The sequence below is a fragment of the Phyllobacterium lublinensis genome (genome assembly GCF_020164435.1).
In the GTDB taxonomy this organism is placed as follows: domain Bacteria; phylum Pseudomonadota; class Alphaproteobacteria; order Rhizobiales; family Rhizobiaceae; genus Phyllobacterium; species Phyllobacterium lublinensis.
Genome location: NZ_JAIUDQ010000003.1, coordinates 216,216 through 232,448 on the forward strand (window position 1 = coordinate 216,216; position 16,233 = coordinate 232,448).

Consider the following 16,233-nt stretch of genomic DNA (forward strand, 5'->3'; position numbering starts at 1 on the left):
TGCAACGCAGATAGGGTTGTGCAGCCCAAAAGTCTAGGATTTTGATGACTATTCCTGCACGTCGATTGTACCTGAGACCGCTTTGTCACCTTGCACCAGCGTATAATGCAACAGGACCGGCTTCTTATCCTTCCCGGCGACAATGGGTGCAGAGAAAACGGCGCTCCTGGCCTCCCGGCTTTTAAGCTTTGACATACCGAACGTAACCCCACCATTGCCGGCCACGAAAACATCGGGCTCGGGATTCTCGTCAGGAACGTTGACTGTGATCCTGACGCGATCATCCTTTCGCACCGCGGACACAGCACCGAAATTCTCGGAAGCTTGTTGCGGCAACTGCGAAAACGCATTGTCGACCAAGGCTTTTGTCAATGGATCGGATGACGTGCCATGGACCGATATATCGAACTGCGCTGTGACGGGGATGCAAATTGTCTCGCAGATACCAAGAAATGCATGCCCCTTCACGTGCACCGGCTTGGTGGGATCAATCGGGGTCAGCGTCACGGGCAGCACGACGGGTTTCTTGTAGCCGGCCCAATGTGTGCCGCCATCCTCGAAACGATGCGGAGTCGGAAACGCAATGGAATAGCTTTTGATGTTGGTGCTTTCGCCAAGATCCAATTCCGGCGGAACACCGGCATCGCCTGGTTCTCTCCAATAGGTTTTCCAGCCCGGATCGAGATTGATCTGCAGGGCGGCGCGAATTTCCGTCGATGGTTGTGTCGGAGCATCAACGATAAGTCGGACGTTGCCCCCTGGGGTCTTTGTCCAATCAGAAGCAGACGCAAATGCGGAATTGGCCAACAGCAGCGTGGCGACGAGAAGGTAGAACATTGTTTTCATTTTTTGACCATTGCAGGCCTTTGGGGCTCTATCAAGGAGAGCACTGTTTTGGTTCATCATTTCTGTGTGAGTTGCGGTGTGATATCGAATTTCCCCGGGCCCTCCAGTGCCGCCGTTTACAATTCGTTATCCAAAGCCGTTGTCATTTGCAAAATCCTTGGTACCTTTATTCTTATGGAGATTTTCAGAGACGCCAACAAGGAAACCGGTTTTCTGAATGGTCAGTTCCTTCTCGCCATGCCGGGAATGGAAGACAGCCGGTTTGCGCGCTCGGTCATTTATGTCTGCGCACATTCCGAGAAGGGCGCGATGGGCCTGATCATCAACCGCGTTCAGGATATGGAGTTTGCAGATATTCTCGTTCAACTCGGTGTGCTTGACGAACAGCAGGCGATCATGATGCCGGAGACCACACGGGATTTTCTGGTGCGCAATGGTGGGCCGGTCGAAGTGCGCCGCGGTTTTGTCCTGCACTCTGACGATTATCTCACTGAATCGACGATGCCGGTAGCCGAGGAAATATGCCTGACCGGTACGGTCGATATTCTGCGGGCGATTTCTGGCGGTCGCGGGCCGCGCAAAGCGCTGATGACCCTGGGCTATTCCGGCTGGGCGTCTGGCCAGCTTGAAAACGAGATTGCGAATAATGGCTGGCTCACCTGCCAGGCGCCGCATGAAATGCTTTTCGATACGGATATCGACAGCAAATATGACCGCATTCTCGCTTATATGGGTGTCGACCCATCGCGCCTGGCAACTGTAGCCGGCCACGCCTGATAGACGTTCCTACGAAGCTTTCGACTGTTGGAATTGTTCCCGCAGCAGCTTGGTTGCAACGTCCAAGTTCAGCGGTGGGCTGAACATGAAGCTCTGGGCATACTCACACCCCATCTGCCGCAGCTGCAGCGCGTCGCTTTCATTCTCGATGCCTTCCGTAACAACGGAAAGCCCGAGATCATGTGCCATGCTGATCATGGATCGTAGCAGTGTGACCTTCTGCGGCTGATCCGCCCGGAGGAATGAACGATCGATCTTGATCATGTCGAACGGGAAGCTGGTCAAATACGACAGTGATGAATAACCGGTGCCGAAATCGTCGAGCGATACTCCAACACCCATGGCCTTGATGCTGGAAAGGACATAGGCGGAGCGTTCGGGGTTTTCCATCATCAACGACTCCGTCAGTTCGAGCTTTAGGCAGGAAGGCTCGATCTGCGTCTGGAGAAGAACCGAGCGGACATCGTCGATCAAGTCCTGGCGGATCAATTGACTGCTGGAAATATTGACCGATACGAAGAGTGGTGTAGCGCCAAGGGTGCGCTGCCAGTTGACAAGGTCCTCCGCCGCCTTCTGCATGGCAAACAGGCCGAGCTGGACGATCAGACCGGAACTTTCGGCGATCGGTATGAACTCTGACGGCGGTATCGAACCACGACGCGGATGGTCCCAGCGCATCAAGGCTTCGAATCCGGCGATGCTGTTATCCTCGAGCCGAACGATCGGCTGGTAGGCAATATGGATTTCGCGCCTCTCCAGCGCTCGGCGCAGGTCGGATTCAAGTTGCAGCCTGTCGCTGCCAACCGCGCGGAAGGCCGGACGGAATGGCTCAATTCGATCGCCGCCGAACCGCTTGGCTTGGAACATCGCAAGCTCCGCGTCCTTCATCAGGTCTTCCGGCGAAGCTGCGCTTCCACTCGTCCATGTAATAAGGCCAAGCGAAGCAGTCAGAACGATTTCGCGTTTTGCAAAAGCAATGGGCGCTCGGATTGCCTGTTTAACGGCTTCGGCAAAGGCGGCTATCTTGGCCGGTTCGCTTTCGGACACGAGGATCAGACCGAATTGATCAGCCGCAAGCCGGCTGAGTGTGTCCTGTGGCCGTAACAGGCGGTGCAGGCGCCGCGAAATGGTCAGGAGGAATGTATCACCGGCCGAAATGCCGAGACCATCATTGACCTGTTTGAACCGGTCAATGTCGATGATGAATACGGTCGGGCGAATCTTGCTTTCCGTCTGCGCCATGGTGATGACCGATCCCAAGCGGTCAAGGAACAGTTCGCGATTGGGCAGACCCGTGAGGTTATCGTGCACAGCGTCGTGCAGCAGACGTTCCTCAGCCTTTTTTTGCTCGGTTACATCGATCAGGGTTCCGACGCACCGTACGATTTCGCCGTCGGAACCAATCACAGGGCGGGCCTTGAGCGAATACCAATAATAATGCCCGTCGTTGGCCCGCAGGCGGAACGTCTGCGAGATACGGCCGCGCCGGTTTTCGAGAATGACGTCCAGTGTCGTCCGGAAACGGTCGCGATCGTCGGCATGAAGCGTTGGCAACCAGTTGCGAACGGCACCATGCAGGGAACTCGCTGATGCGCCAAGGAAGTTGGTCAGATCCGGCGTCGTGACGACGCGATCCCGTGGCACGTCCCAGTCCCAGACGATATCTCCGGATCCAATGATGGCCAGCGCTTGCCTTTCCACGTCGGAGAACAGTCCTTGCTGCAACGCTCCGCCGGAGAAGGCATGCTGCATGACGGTGAAGCCGATCAAGAGAATGATGAGGACCAGGCCACCAGCCAACGCAGGCTGTATGATATCGTTGGCGAGAATTCCGGAGATGGTCAGCCAGCTTCCCATCAACCAGACCAGCAGCAGGATCCAGGTCGGTATGAGCATGATCGCCCGGTCGTAGCTGCGGAACGAGAAAAAGCCTATCAGCACCGTGCCGGAAATGACCGTGAGGGCAAACGAGAAACGCGCGATACCGGCCGCAATAGGCGGATCAAAGATGGCGACGCCGGAGACAACGCCGAGGCCAAGTATCCAGGTCAGTGCACCATAGCTGAAATTGTCGTGCCATCGATTAAGGTTGAGATAGGTAAACAGGAAGATCACGAGAGTTGCGGCGAGTGCAACCTCCGTGCCCGCGCGCCACATTTGCTCATTGCCTGGCGTGATTTCGATGAGCTTGTTCCAGAAGCCGAAATCCACGCAGATATAGGCAAGCACTGCCCAGGCAAGGGCAGCGGTCGCTGGAAAAAGGGATGTTCCCTTGACGACAAAAAGAATTGTCAGAAACAATGCAAGCAGACCGGCAATGCCGAGAAGGATACCGCGGTAGAGCGTGTAGGAATTGACCGTGTCCTTGTAGGCGTTGGGTTCCCAGACGTAGACCTGCGGCAGGTTTGGCGACGCGAGCTCGGCCACGAATGTAATCACTGATCCCGGATTGAGCGTCACCAGAAAGATGTCCGCGTCCTCACTCGCCTGCCGGTCGAGGGCAAATCCTTCGCTGGGCGTAATAGCCACGATCCGGGTCGAGCCGAGGTCCGGCCAGATGAAGCCAGATCCGACGAGGCGGAAGTGCGGGGCGACAATCAGGCGATCGATCTGTTCATCAGTAGGGTTGGCGAGCGAGAAGGCCGCCCAATCCCCGCTGGAGCGCTTGTCGTTGGCCGGCACTTCGATGCGCCGCACAATGCCGTCGGTTCCAGGAGCGGTGGTTACCTGGAAATTCTCGCCCTGGTTCCTGTAGACTTCGACTGCCTTGGAGAGGTCGAGTGCCGTGCTTTCCTTGGTGATCTTGATTGTTTCAAAAGCGTTTGCAGCCGGCTGGGCGGACAACATCAGACAGACTAGGACAAGAATCCGCGATAGGCTTTTCAGCATATGTCCAGTCAATGAAGTCACGCAAGAAACCTTTATTTTAGTTGGCGTCGGCCATCTTCTTCAATCAGCGAGAAGAGCAGATGATCTTGCCACATACCGTTTATCTTGAGGTAGGAACGTAGCAGTCCTTCCCTCTGAAATCCGGCTTTTTCGAGAAGGCGGATCGATCTTTCATTGCTTGGAATACAGGCCGCTTCCAACCGGTGCAACCTTACCTTGGTGAATGCATAAAGGATCAACAGATCGAGCGCCTCGCTCATATAGCCCTGGCCGGCGAATGGCTGGCCGATCCAATACCCGATCATTCCGTTCTGACCGACTCCCCGCCTTATATTTCCAAGCGTTATTCCGCCCAGAAGTCGTGAATCCGAATTTCGGAACAGGAAGAACGGATGGGCCGTTCCAGCCGCGGCCTCTTCGTCATAGTGACGTACCCTATGGCGAAATGCGCCCCGCTCCAGATCATCGACTGCCCAGAGCGGCTCCCAGGGTGCCAGGAACTCGCGGCTCTGGGCGCGAAGTGTCGCCCAAGCCCGATAATCGGAAACCTGCGGCGGACGCAGGTAAAGCCGCTCGCCCTGCAGGGGCGGCGACGCGCTTCTCAGGAAGGGCAGGGCGATCATGGCGTCAGATCGTCAGACGGCAATTTTTCGGGGACTGGACGTTGGCGCTGCCAGTCCATGACGAACATCGGCAAACTTCATCAACGGCCCGACCGGTCCAACGGCAGCGATAGTTGGCGTCGTGTCAAGGAAAAGACGCCCCGCCAGATCGGTCAAACGTTCCGTCGTGATCTTCGACAGCCGGTCAACAAGCTCTTCCGTCGAAACTGGATGCCCGTAAAGCAGCATCTGGCGGGCGATCTGTCCCGCACGGCTGGCTGCGCTTTCATGCGACATCAGAAGGCTCGCGCGATATTGCGCCCGCGCCCGGTTCAGCTCCTCCTGGCTGATGTTTCGAGCTGCCGCATGCAATTCGTTGATAATGACTGGAACGAGCTTTTTCAGATGAGTGCGCCCGGTGGCGGCGTGAATGCCGAACACACCAGTATCGGAGAAACCCCAATGGAACGCATAAACCGAATAGCAAAGGCCGCGCTTTTCCCGCACCTCCTGAAACAGCCGGGAAGACATGCCACCACCAAGGATCATGGCAAGCAGTTGCGAGGCATAGAAGTCACGGACATGGTAGGCGCGCCCTTCAAATCCGATGACGACCTGGGCATCCATCAGATCGCGCTGTTCGCGGAAATCACCACCGACGTAGTGCGAGGCTTGCGGTTCAGGGGCCGTCGATTTTGACCGGAACGAGCCCAGTCGCGTTTCGACCTCGCGGACGAACTCGTCATGCTTCACACCGCCGGCAGCGACAACAACCATCCGTTCGGCGCTGTATTGTTCATCCATGTAGCGGCGAAGATCGGCCGATGAGAATGACTGGACGGTTTCGGGTGTGCCAAGAATGGTCCGGCCAAGCGTCTGCTCTCGAAAGGCAGCTTCAGTAAACCGGTCAAACACCACGTCATCAGGTGTATCGTGCGCTGCACCAATCTCCTGCATGACGACGTTTTTCTCGCGTTCGAGCTCTTCGGCATCGAATTTGGAGCCTGTCATGATGTCGGCAAGAATATCGATCGCCAGCGGCATGTCATCGCGCAAGACGCGTGCATAGTAGGATGTGGTCTCGACACTCGTCGCTGCATTGATTTCGCCGCCGACATCTTCAATATCGGCTGCGATCTTCCATGCGGAACGGTTATCAGTTCCCTTGAATGCCATATGTTCCAGAAGATGGGCTATACCGTGCTGGTTGCTCGCCTCGTTCCGCGACCCTGCCTTGACCCAGATGCCAAGGGCTACACTCTCCACATGCGGCATTGTCTCTGTCGCAATCGTCAGACCGTTGGAGAGGCGACTGATTTCAACGCCCATTCAATGCTCCTTAACTCGCCGCTCTTGAATGTCGGCTGACATACTCTTCCACATTTTTAAGGTCGTTGGGAAGTACCGTGTACTGTTCTTTTCGTTGCATGAGGTCGCCGAGCCAAAGTGGCAGCTCTGGATGGATATCGCTTGCCTCCTGCACGGCATCGGGAAATTTAGCCGGATGAGCCGTTGCAAGGACAACGCTCGGGGTTGCGGGAGACAGCTTCTCCCGGGCTACTTTCAGGCCAATCGCGGAATGGGGGTCGAGCAGATAGCCGGACCGCGCCAGGACAGCCTTGATCGTAGCATCGGTTTCCAGCTTGTTCGAGCGTCCGGCGTCGAACTCAGCGCGGATCTTCGTGAGCGACGGTTCAGTTATGGTAAAACTGCCAGATTGTTTCAGGCCATCCATTAGGCGGCGCACCGATGCCGCGTCACGTTCATGCGCTTCAAACAGGAGGCGTTCGAAGTTGGACGAGACCTGAATGTCCATGGAGGGCGACGTCGTATGTACGACGCCGCGTGTCGTGTATTTTCCGGTTTCGAGGGTGCGGGTCAGGATATCGTTGTCGTTGGTAGCAATGACCAGACGATCAATCGGAAGTCCCATGCGCTTTGCAACGTAGCCGGCGAAAATATCGCCGAAGTTTCCCGTTGGCACGGTAAAGGAAACGGCCCGATCCGGACTGCCGAGAGAGAGGGCGGCCGTGAAATAGTACACGATCTGCGGCATGATCCGCGCCCAGTTGATTGAATTTACTCCGGAAAGAGACAATGAATCGCGGAAGTTCAGATCGTTGAACATGCCTTTGACCAGGGATTGGCAATCGTCAAAATTGCCTTCTATCGCCAGCGCATGGACATTGGATGCCGCCGATGTCGTCATCTGCCGTTGCTGCACAGGGGAAACGCGGTTGTGGGGAAAGAGGATGAAGATGTCCGTGCGATCGCGTCTGGCGAAAGCTTCGATAGCCGCGCCGCCCGTATCGCCGGATGTGGCGCCAACGATCGTCGCGCGCTGGTGTCGGCGGGTCAGGATGTAATCCATCAGCCGCGCCAGAAGCTGCATCGCCACATCCTTGAAAGCAAGCGTAGGTCCATGGAAAAGTTCGAGAATGAATTCGTTGTGCCCGGTCTGGACGAGCGGACAAACAGCCTCGTGGCGGAACGTTCCGTAGGCTTCATGCACCATGCGTTCGAAATCAGTCTGGTCGATGTCGCCCTCGACGAAGGGGCTCAGCACTTGAATGGCCACCTCCGCGTAGCTCTTGCCGCGCAAGGCGCGAATATCGCTGGCGGAAAACTGTGGAAACTCTTTTGGAAGATACAAGCCGCCATCCCGGGCGAGCCCGGCCAGAAGTGCATCGGAAAAGCCTAAAACAGGGGCCTCCCCACGGGTGCTTACATATTCCATATCAAATCGCCCTTTGTACCTTGCCTGTAAATCCAAACTTCGCCTTGGCAAAAAGCCATAAAGCCCGGTCGCATTATTTCCTTACCGTTGGTATAGAACACGCTCGTTCGTCAAGGTTCGTTCTTCGAGGAAAGTCCAGTTCATGAAGTCAGAAACACAAAAAACTCTGCCCTTCTATCAACTTTGCGCCCCAATTTGTGCAATTGTCTTTGCAGTTGGGCTTAGCGCGTGTTCCACCAGCGGCAACAAGACGGAAGATCCGAACAGTCCAAAAGCCTTGGCGACCGCGGAAGCGCAAAAGCGCATTACGGAATCCGAGCTGCGCGCTTTTTGTCCGACAGTCACAATCCGCGAAGGTACGGCGGTATTGACGAACTACGGAAAGTCGACCGACAAAACGCCCGACAACTTGATCTATCAAGCCTCCATCTCCAATGAAACGCGGTCTTGCCAGTCGAGCGACGCCACAATGACGATGAACGTTGCCATTGCCGGCAAGATTGTGCCCGGCGCCAAATTCTCGCCCGGAACGATCACGGTGCCGATCCGCGTTGCCGTCGTCCAGGGAACGGATGTTCTCTATTCGAAGCTGCACAAGCAGGCCGTCTCGGCCACAGATGCCAATTCTGCAACGCAGTTCGTTTTCACCGATCCGAACGTGACTTTCCCCAAACCGGCGGCCCAGAACGTCCAGGTGTTCATCGGGTTTGACGAGGGTCCGGAAAGCGCTGGTACCAAGGCCAGCAAGAAGACGCAGTAGGAGTAAAGGCTGGCGCCGGCCAGCCTCTCTTGCCCTCAAACTGCCTCGGACCACACGGCCATTGCTTCAAGAACCGCGGGCAGATCGCGGTGTCGGCTGATCACCGTTTCTGCACCCGCATCGGTCAACTTGTCGGCATGGCCTGGATAGGTATGGGCGCCACCGGTAAAGCCAACGACGCGCATTCCCGCCGCCCTTGCCGCGTGGACACCATGGCTGGAGTCTTCGATGACGATAGCGCGTGATGGATCGACGTTGAACTGTTTTGCCGCGAACAGAAAGACATTCGGATCCGGCTTGGGTTTCTGCGAACCGACCTCTCGTGCCGAGAAGATGTGCGGGGCGAACAGGTCGTAAAGCGTGCTTTGCTCGAGCATCATCTTCAGGGATGAACTGATCGAATTGGACGCGACGCATTTTGGATATTTCAAAGCTGCGATCACCTGTTCCGCGCCATCGATGACATTGAGCTCGTTGCGCAACTTGTTATCCATCTGCCGTGCAGATTCTTCGATGAGAGACGCAGAAATCGGGATGCCGGATTCCTTCTCCACCTGAAGGAGGATATCAGTCCAGGTCAGGCCGGCAAATCGCTCGGCAATGGCTTCGGCTTCAATAGGGTAGCCGGATTGTGTCAACAGCTGTGATTCCACTTCGGCTGCCAGAATTTCTGAATCAACGAGCACGCCGTCGCAGTCGAAGATTATGAGCTGTGGTTCCATTTCATCTACCTGTTCGTGAAAAACGCCGCAAATCGCTGCAGCCACGGGCCAATTGGGGGGATTACCGGGATCGACTACACGCTAATTGGGGCGGCGTCAAAGAAAACAGGCCCGGCACTATGGTCGTTTTCGGCCGCTCTTAACGCGATATTTACCCTGCGCGGTAACCATACGGACCAGTAAAGCGTCTCCAGTAATCGAGTATCACATGTCAGTTGTCCGTCTCGTGAATGAACTGCCCGTCAAGGCAGCGCCGCAATCCTCCTGGCTTGACACCATTCTGAAAGGCGACTGCGTTGCCGCACTCAATCGCCTGCCTGATCACTCGATCGACATTATCTTTGCCGACCCGCCATACAATCTCCAGCTCGACGGCGATTTGCATCGCCCGGATCAATCAAAGGTCGACGCTGTCGACGATCATTGGGATCAGTTCGAAAGTTTCCAGGCCTATGATGCCTTCACACGGGCATGGCTTCTGGCTTGCCGGCGCGTCTTGAAGCCGAACGGTACGATCTGGGTCATCGGTTCCTATCACAACATCTTCCGTGTCGGCGCGACCATGCAGGATCTAGGGTTCTGGATGCTCAACGACATCATCTGGCGCAAGAACAACCCAATGCCGAACTTTCGCGGCCGCCGCTTCCAGAACGCCCATGAAACGATGATATGGGCGTCACGCGACCAAAAATCAAAGGGGTATACCTTCAATTACGAAGCGATGAAGGCCGCAAATGATGATCTTCAGATGCGGTCGGACTGGCTTTTTCCCATTTGCACCGGTGCGGAGCGTCTAAAAGATGAGAATGGCGACAAGATACACCCAACCCAAAAACCGGAAGCGCTGCTGGCCCGTATTGTCATGGCGTCATCGAAACCAGGCGATGTCATTCTCGATCCCTTCTTCGGTTCAGGAACCACGGGTGCGGTTGCAAAACGGCTTGGACGCCATTTCGTCGGCATCGAGCGCGAACAGAAATACATCGATGCTGCAACGGCTCGCATCGCTGCGGTGGAACCGTTGGCGGGAGCTGAACTTACGGTGATGACCGGCAAGCGCGCAGAGCCGCGGGTCGCCTTTGGCAGCATCGTCGAATCGGGGATGTTGAAGCCCGGCGCAATATTGAGCGATGCCCGCAAGCGTCATGCAGCGATCGTTCGCGCCGATGGAACGGTGACATCGGCGGGCGATGCCGGCTCCATCCATCGCATGGGTGCGAAAGTGCAGGGTCTTGATGCCTGCAACGGCTGGACGTTCTGGCACTTCGACGATGGCGGTGTTCTGAAGCCGATTGACGAATTGCGCAAACAGGTACGCACCGGCATGGTTTCGGCTGGAGGATAAGTTTCCGATCGGACGCGGACCTCCAGTGCCGTTCTGATCCCGAAACGCCCGGTATGTCCGGGCGTTTCGTCGTTACAGGGGTGGCTAGACCCGAATTCCCAGAGCGTTGAGATCGGCCCTGAGGGTTTGCGGGTCAATGAATTGTACCGATTGCCAGCCGGCTGCCTTGGCGCCGGCGACGTTTTTTGCGCTGTCATCGATGAAGAGTGTGACCGATGGCTCAAGGTCAAAGGCATCGACATGGTGGTCGTATATAGCCCTGTCGGGCTTGATCAGTCCAATATCGCCGGACACGGTGACACCGCGGCTTTCGGTAAGAAAGGGAAAGCGTTCCCAGGCCTCGCGCAACGTGTCCGACGCAAAATTCGTCAGCATTGTGACATCGTGTCCACCGGCGATCAGCTTGCGCATGATCTCCACACTGCCATCGATAGAATGCGTGATCATCTGATGCCAGTTCTTCCGGAAAGCCCGTATATGGTGCTCCCGATCAGGGAAGTCGGCAATCAGCAGCGCCTCGGCGTCGGGCCATTTGCGGCCACGATCCTGCTCGATATTCCAGGCACTCGTGCACACATTGTCGAAGAACCATTTGCGTTCCTCGGCATCGGGGATAACGCTGCGAAACGCTGCATCCGGATCATAATGAATAAGTACCTGACCGATGTCGAAAACAATATGCTTGACGGACGTCATTCCACTTTCCTTGTCTTGGCGAATGCATGGGGAATGGCGGCAGCAATGGCTTTTTTCATGACGGTAGGCAATGCCTCATGCGCCAGTTTTTCAACTTTGACCCACCAGCCATCCGGCCCGGGCTGTTTATCTACCCCATTTGCAGTGTAGATTTTGAGACGCAGTTCAAAATGAGTGAATACATGAGTGATACCGCCGACCGCTTTCCAGTTCGCGGGGAACGGTGCGGCTTCCATGCCGGTGCTTCCATCCAGACGGGCTGTCCATTGCGTCGTCGGTACCTCCGTCATGCCGCCCAGTAGCCCCTTTTCGGATCGACTGCGCAGATAGACCTCGTCGGTACTCGAAACAGCAACGTAAGCCGCACCGAGACGCACAGGCCGTTCCTTTTTGGGTGCCTTGACAGGGAAGAATTCAGGGTCAGTCGTCCGCAGTGCCGCGCAGTTGTCGTTAAGCGGGCAAATGATGCAGGTTGGACGTTTCGGAGTGCAGATTGTTGCCCCGAGATCCATCATCGCTTGCGCAAAATCGCCTGGCCGACTGCTGGGGGTGAGCGCCTGCATCCTGGTTCGAATTGCCGGTTTTGCCGCGGGCAGGGGCGTCGCCAGCGCGTAAATCCGCGTCATCACACGTTCCACATTACCGTCGACGACGGCGTGGGGCAGATCAAAAGCAATAGAAGCGATGGCAGCGGCCGTATATTCACCAATACCAGGCAAAGACTTCAAGCGGTCCACATCGGCCGGAAAATTCCCGCCGAAATCCCCGCAAACGATATCGGCACACTTTTTCAGGTTTCGGGCGCGTGAGTAATATCCAAGTCCTGCCCAGGCGCGCAGGACATCATCCAGATTCGCTGCGGCGAGATCGGTCACGGTGGGCCATTTCTCGACGAATGTGCGGAAATAAGGTTTCACCGCCTCGACCGTCGTCTGCTGAAGCATGATCTCGGAGAGCCACACCGGGTAAGGGTTGGGGATCACGCCTGCGAGGCGGTCGCGCGGCGAAATGCGCCATGGTAGAATCCGATGATGGGAATCATACCATTGAAGTAGGTTGACGGTTATCGGTTGCATCGGTTCCAAACTGCGCTACAGGGATGTGAAGCGACTTGTTCGACAATAGCGACTACCACGTGAAATTCAGTAATATTCGGAATCCTCGATGTTTCCAGACCAGTTGACCAAGGCGCTTATGCTCCCGACCCGGGGGCATTTTGTTGGAATCGATCGCAATAATCGCCTCTTCACATTCGTGTTTGCGCTTTTTCCGGGATTGCTGGCAAGCGGAACTTCGGTATCGCTCGTATGTGCCTTTCTCTGGGCGCTGATTTCACTCGTAACGAAGCGCTTTGCTTTCAAACTGACCGGACCGGACAAAATTGTCGCTTGGTGCGTCACATTCTATGTGCTCGTGACGGTCTTCTCTGTTGTGGTTCATCCCAATGTCGAGAATGGCGTCGGCTACATTCTAAAGATGATCCCCTTCCTTGCCATCTGGACGGTCATTCCGCGTCTGCGCGCCGGTCTTCCTGACCGGCTTTTGCCCTTTCTGATCACCGGCTCCGGTATCGGCATGATTGGTTCGCTCGTGTTCAGTCTCGTTCAGATCGCATTTTTTTCGTCTCGCGCCGAAGGGGGCGCAGGCAATGCCGCGGTTTTCGGATTGTTCACGGTATTGTTCGGCAGCATCTCACTCCTCAATGCACACTCGCCCAGCAGAGCCGAGCGTGCTCTCGCAATTGTCGGTTTCGCCTGCGGAATGGTATGCGCCTTGCTGTCCGGGACGCGCTCGGCCTGGCTGGTCATGCCATTCCATTTTGTCATCCTCTATTGGTATCTGCGTGGACAATCGCTGCCGACAATCACCAATGTAGCGAAAGTTGTCGGCACCGTCCTCATTGTTGGCGTCGTTGCAATAGGGGCGATGAAGGTAACTGAACGCTATAACGCCCTGGAGACCGATCTAGTTCATCTGGACGAGCAACCGGAGAACATAAGTTCGTTAAAGGCGCGGCTTCTGCTCTGGACCGGGGCGAGACTGGCCTTCCTGGAATCGCCCATGATCGGTTACGGACCTCAGAACCGCATGTCCATTGTCAACCAGACATTGGACCGGCCGGCAGAAAAGCAACTGGCGTTCTCACACGTCCACAACGGATTCTTGAATGCTGCCGTCGACGGCGGCATTCTTGGCATTCTCGGCGTATTGGCGCTTTTGGCAGCGCCCATTATCGCCGCGCGGATGAAGGTGCCGGGTCCTGGTCGCGATTTCGCCACGGCCATCGCCCTGTTACTCGTCAGCGGATATGTGATTACGGGCATGTTTGGGATCATGTTCGGACATGATGCGACGGATGCAGTCTTTGTTTATCTCACTATCGTAATTTGCTGGATTGACGGAAAGTCAGCATATGTGTCGATAGCGGACGTCGCCGGGCATGCTCGAACCGACGCGATTGCCTTGCACGCCTAGAAAGAGAACACTGAGGATCACAATCAGCATGAGATCAGGAATTTTATGAAGTCCATTGTCACAGGAGCAGCAGGCTTCATCGGTTTTCACGTCGCCAAGCGTCTTGCTGACGAAGGCTTTGACGTGATCGCGATCGATAATCTGAACGCTTACTATCCCGTGGCATTGAAGGAGACCCGCCTGTCTGCGCTGGATGGTCGCTCCAATATTCGCTTTGTCCGCGCCGATATTACCGATCCCGCAGAGCTTGCCTCAGCGATTGCAGCGGATGCAGATGCCGATATCATTGTCCATCTCGCGGCTCAAGCTGGCGTGCGATACTCGGTCGAAAATCCTGCAGCCTATGTGGATGCCAATGTCCATGGCCAGGTAACAGTATTCGAGCAGGCCCGCAAAATGCCGAAGCGCCCGCCTGTGGTGTATGCCAGCTCTTCATCGGTCTACGGTGCAAATACGAAAGTACCGTTTTCGGAAAGCGATCCGGTCGATCATCCGGTGTCTGTCTACGCTGCAACAAAGCGTTCGGCTGAACTCCTCGCGCACTCCTATCGGCATGTTCATAATCTTGCATCCACCGGATTGCGCTTCTTTACCGTTTACGGCCCTTACGGACGGCCGGATATGGCGCCCTGGCTTTTCACCGATGCCATTCTGAAGGGCGAGCCCATCAAGGTTTATAATCACGGACGGATGGAACGGGATTTCACGTTCATCAATGATATCGTCGACGGAGTGTTCGGCGCAGTGAGCCGGATTTTGGCACGGCCGCAAGACACGGCGCCAGTCTACAATCTTGGCAACAACAAGCCCGTTACGCTGATGCGTTTCATCGAAATCATCGAGCAGGCGTGCGGCCGCGAAGCGATCAAACAGCTCGCCCCAATGCCGCCTGCCGATGTAGAACGTACCTATGCAGATATTGACCTTGCGTCCCGGGACCTTGGGTTTTCGCCGGCTACCTCGCTTGAGGATGGGCTACCTTTGTTCGTTGAATGGTTTCGCGGTTATAATGGCCGCTGAAATTGATTTGGAGCAGGATTGACGCATGGCGGAGGACCGCAGCAGGATCGGTTTTCGGCCACTCGCCGATCCCGCGGCAGGGATCCTAGATCCTGTGCTGCGCAAACGGGCCGGGATTACCATCGAGCTCGTTCAGGCCTGGGAAGAGGTGGTCGGTCCGGCACTGGGCGAGCAATCTCGTCCACTCAAGCTGTTATGGCCACGACGTGCCCATGAAGACGATCCATTTCAACCGGCGACGCTGGTGATCGCCTGCCAAGGGTTTACGGCAATGCGTGTACAACACGAAACTGGAGAAATCATCAGTCGCGTCAACGCGTTTCTTGGCTTTGCCGCGGTTGGACGCATCAAGATCGAGCAGAAACCGGTATCGCAACCCTTGCCGAAGCGACGATCCTTGCCAAAGGTGGACGCCGCCACCGCTGACAAGATCAGCCGTACGGTTGAGCCTATCGAGGACGAGAGCCTGCGTGAGGCCCTTCACCGTCTCGGCCAGAGCATCCATGCCGAAAAGGTCAAACGGTGATTAAAACCTTGACGAACTTGGCGGGCCCGGATCACGAAAAATTCAAAGACAGAATGGATGGTCTGCCTTAAAGAGACTGGCATCAGGCTTTAACGAGTCACTGAAAGCATAATCAACACCACCGGAGACAGGTGACCTTATGAACGAATTGCTGACCCGCAGGAAAATGCTGACACTTGCCGCCGTTTCGACGGCCGCCATCGCCATGGCTGCGGGCGATCAGGCCTGGTCGCAGGAAGCTGCGAAGCCGGCGGCACCTCAACCGGCCGGCAAAGTCGATGAGGCAAAATTGATGGCCGCGGGCTCGCTGAAGGACATGGTCCTGGGCAAACCCGAAGCGCCTGTGACAATCGTCGAATATGCGTCCATGACATGTCCGCATTGCGCGCACTTTGCGACGACGACGCTGCCAGCAATCAAGGAAAAGTACATCGATACGGGCAAGGCGAAGTTGATCCTGCGCGAATTCCCCTTCGACCCGCGTGCCGCCGCAGCCTTCATGCTGGCTCGTTGCGCCCCGGAAGAACGCTATTACCCCTTGGTTGAAGTCCTGTTCAAACAACAGGAACAGTGGGCTGGCGCGGCAAATGCCGAGGAACCATTGCTTCAAATCTCCAAATTGGCAGGTTTTACACAGGAGTCCTTCAAGGCTTGCTTGACGAACCAAAAACTTCTGGATGATGTGAATGCAGTACGTGAGCGCGGTGCCAGCGAATTCGGAGTAAATGCAACTCCGACATTCTTCATCAACGGTACCAAATACTCGGGAGCCTTATCGGTTGACGAAATGTCAGCAGTTATCGACGGTCTGCTCTAGTAACTGCCACTCAAATTTCGG

Annotated in this window: 15 protein-coding genes; 7 read left to right on the top strand and 8 right to left on the bottom strand. The window is 55.9% G+C overall.

Annotation, left to right across the window (positions count from 1 at the left end):
• Positions 1-48: 48 nt before the first annotated feature.
• Positions 49-837, bottom strand: coding sequence for a protein-disulfide reductase DsbD domain-containing protein (locus tag K9U38_RS05730; protein ID WP_224493377.1), 789 nt, complete (start codon positions 835-837; stop codon positions 49-51).
• A gap of 183 nt (positions 838-1,020) precedes the next feature.
• On the opposite strand from K9U38_RS05730, the gene K9U38_RS05735 reads away from it, so the two are divergent.
• Complete coding sequence (locus K9U38_RS05735; RefSeq protein WP_106709098.1) at positions 1,021-1,623, top strand: YqgE/AlgH family protein; 603 nt, start codon at positions 1,021-1,023, stop codon at positions 1,621-1,623.
• A 9-nt stretch (positions 1,624-1,632) separates the two neighbouring features.
• On the opposite strand, the gene K9U38_RS05740 is transcribed toward K9U38_RS05735, so the two are convergent.
• The 4 genes from K9U38_RS05740 to thrC all read right to left on the bottom strand — a co-directional run bounded on the left by K9U38_RS05740 (position 1,633) and on the right by thrC (position 7,851).
• Positions 1,633-4,470, bottom strand: coding sequence for an EAL domain-containing protein (locus tag K9U38_RS05740; protein ID WP_224493513.1), 2,838 nt, complete (start codon positions 4,468-4,470; stop codon positions 1,633-1,635).
• A 74-nt stretch (positions 4,471-4,544) separates the two neighbouring features.
• Positions 4,545-5,135 carry a GNAT family N-acetyltransferase gene (locus tag K9U38_RS05745; RefSeq protein WP_224493378.1) on the bottom strand — a complete coding sequence of 197 codons (591 nt, stop codon included), beginning with the start codon at positions 5,133-5,135 and terminating at the stop codon, positions 4,545-4,547.
• Between the two features lie 12 nt (positions 5,136-5,147).
• A complete protein-coding gene (locus K9U38_RS05750) occupies positions 5,148-6,443 on the bottom strand; it encodes a M16 family metallopeptidase (RefSeq protein ID WP_224493379.1) in 1,296 nt (431 codons plus the stop codon).
• A 10-nt stretch (positions 6,444-6,453) separates the two neighbouring features.
• Positions 6,454-7,851 carry a threonine synthase gene (gene thrC / locus K9U38_RS05755; protein ID WP_224493380.1) on the bottom strand — a complete coding sequence of 466 codons (1,398 nt, stop codon included), beginning with the start codon at positions 7,849-7,851 and terminating at the stop codon, positions 6,454-6,456.
• A 142-nt stretch (positions 7,852-7,993) separates the two neighbouring features.
• On the opposite strand from thrC, the gene K9U38_RS05760 reads away from it, so the two are divergent.
• Positions 7,994-8,611: a hypothetical protein gene (locus K9U38_RS05760; RefSeq protein WP_224493381.1), complete on the top strand. Its 618-nt coding sequence runs from the start codon at positions 7,994-7,996 to the stop codon at positions 8,609-8,611.
• 35 nt (positions 8,612-8,646) lie between these two features.
• Here the strand turns inward: K9U38_RS05760 and K9U38_RS05765 are convergent, their stop codons facing one another.
• Complete coding sequence (locus K9U38_RS05765; protein ID WP_224493382.1) at positions 8,647-9,333, bottom strand: HAD family hydrolase; 687 nt, start codon at positions 9,331-9,333, stop codon at positions 8,647-8,649.
• A gap of 208 nt (positions 9,334-9,541) precedes the next feature.
• Between K9U38_RS05765 and K9U38_RS05770 the strand changes: the two genes are divergently transcribed.
• Positions 9,542-10,678, top strand: coding sequence for a site-specific DNA-methyltransferase (locus tag K9U38_RS05770; protein ID WP_224493383.1), 1,137 nt, complete (start codon positions 9,542-9,544; stop codon positions 10,676-10,678).
• Positions 10,679-10,762: 84 nt separating this feature from the next.
• Here K9U38_RS05770 and K9U38_RS05775 read toward each other — a convergent pair whose 3' ends face one another.
• Together K9U38_RS05775 and mutY are read right to left on the bottom strand one after the other, a co-directional pair.
• A complete protein-coding gene (locus K9U38_RS05775; RefSeq protein ID WP_224493384.1) occupies positions 10,763-11,374 on the bottom strand; it encodes an HAD family hydrolase in 612 nt (203 codons plus the stop codon).
• Positions 11,371-12,450 (bottom strand): A/G-specific adenine glycosylase, encoded by a 1,080-nt coding sequence (gene mutY, locus K9U38_RS05780; RefSeq protein ID WP_224493385.1) that lies wholly within the window; start codon positions 12,448-12,450, stop codon positions 11,371-11,373. Before mutY ends, K9U38_RS05775 begins: the two co-directional genes overlap by 4 nt.
• An 88-nt stretch (positions 12,451-12,538) precedes the next feature.
• Here mutY and K9U38_RS05785 point away from each other — a divergent pair, with 88 nt between their 5' ends.
• From K9U38_RS05785 to K9U38_RS05800, 4 genes are all read left to right on the top strand, one after another.
• Positions 12,539-13,849, top strand: a complete 1,311-nt coding sequence (locus K9U38_RS05785; RefSeq protein WP_224493386.1) for an O-antigen ligase family protein — start codon at positions 12,539-12,541, stop codon at positions 13,847-13,849.
• Between the two features lie 45 nt (positions 13,850-13,894).
• Positions 13,895-14,869, top strand: coding sequence for an SDR family NAD(P)-dependent oxidoreductase (locus tag K9U38_RS05790; RefSeq protein WP_224493387.1), 975 nt, complete (start codon positions 13,895-13,897; stop codon positions 14,867-14,869).
• A gap of 25 nt (positions 14,870-14,894) precedes the next feature.
• Entirely contained in the window at positions 14,895-15,395 is a 501-nt protein-coding gene (locus tag K9U38_RS05795; protein ID WP_224493388.1) for a DUF721 domain-containing protein, read from the top strand.
• Positions 15,396-15,534: 139 nt separating this feature from the next.
• Positions 15,535-16,212, top strand: coding sequence for a DsbA family protein (locus K9U38_RS05800; protein ID WP_224493389.1), 678 nt, complete (start codon positions 15,535-15,537; stop codon positions 16,210-16,212).
• The last annotated feature ends 21 nt before the right edge of the window (positions 16,213-16,233 follow it).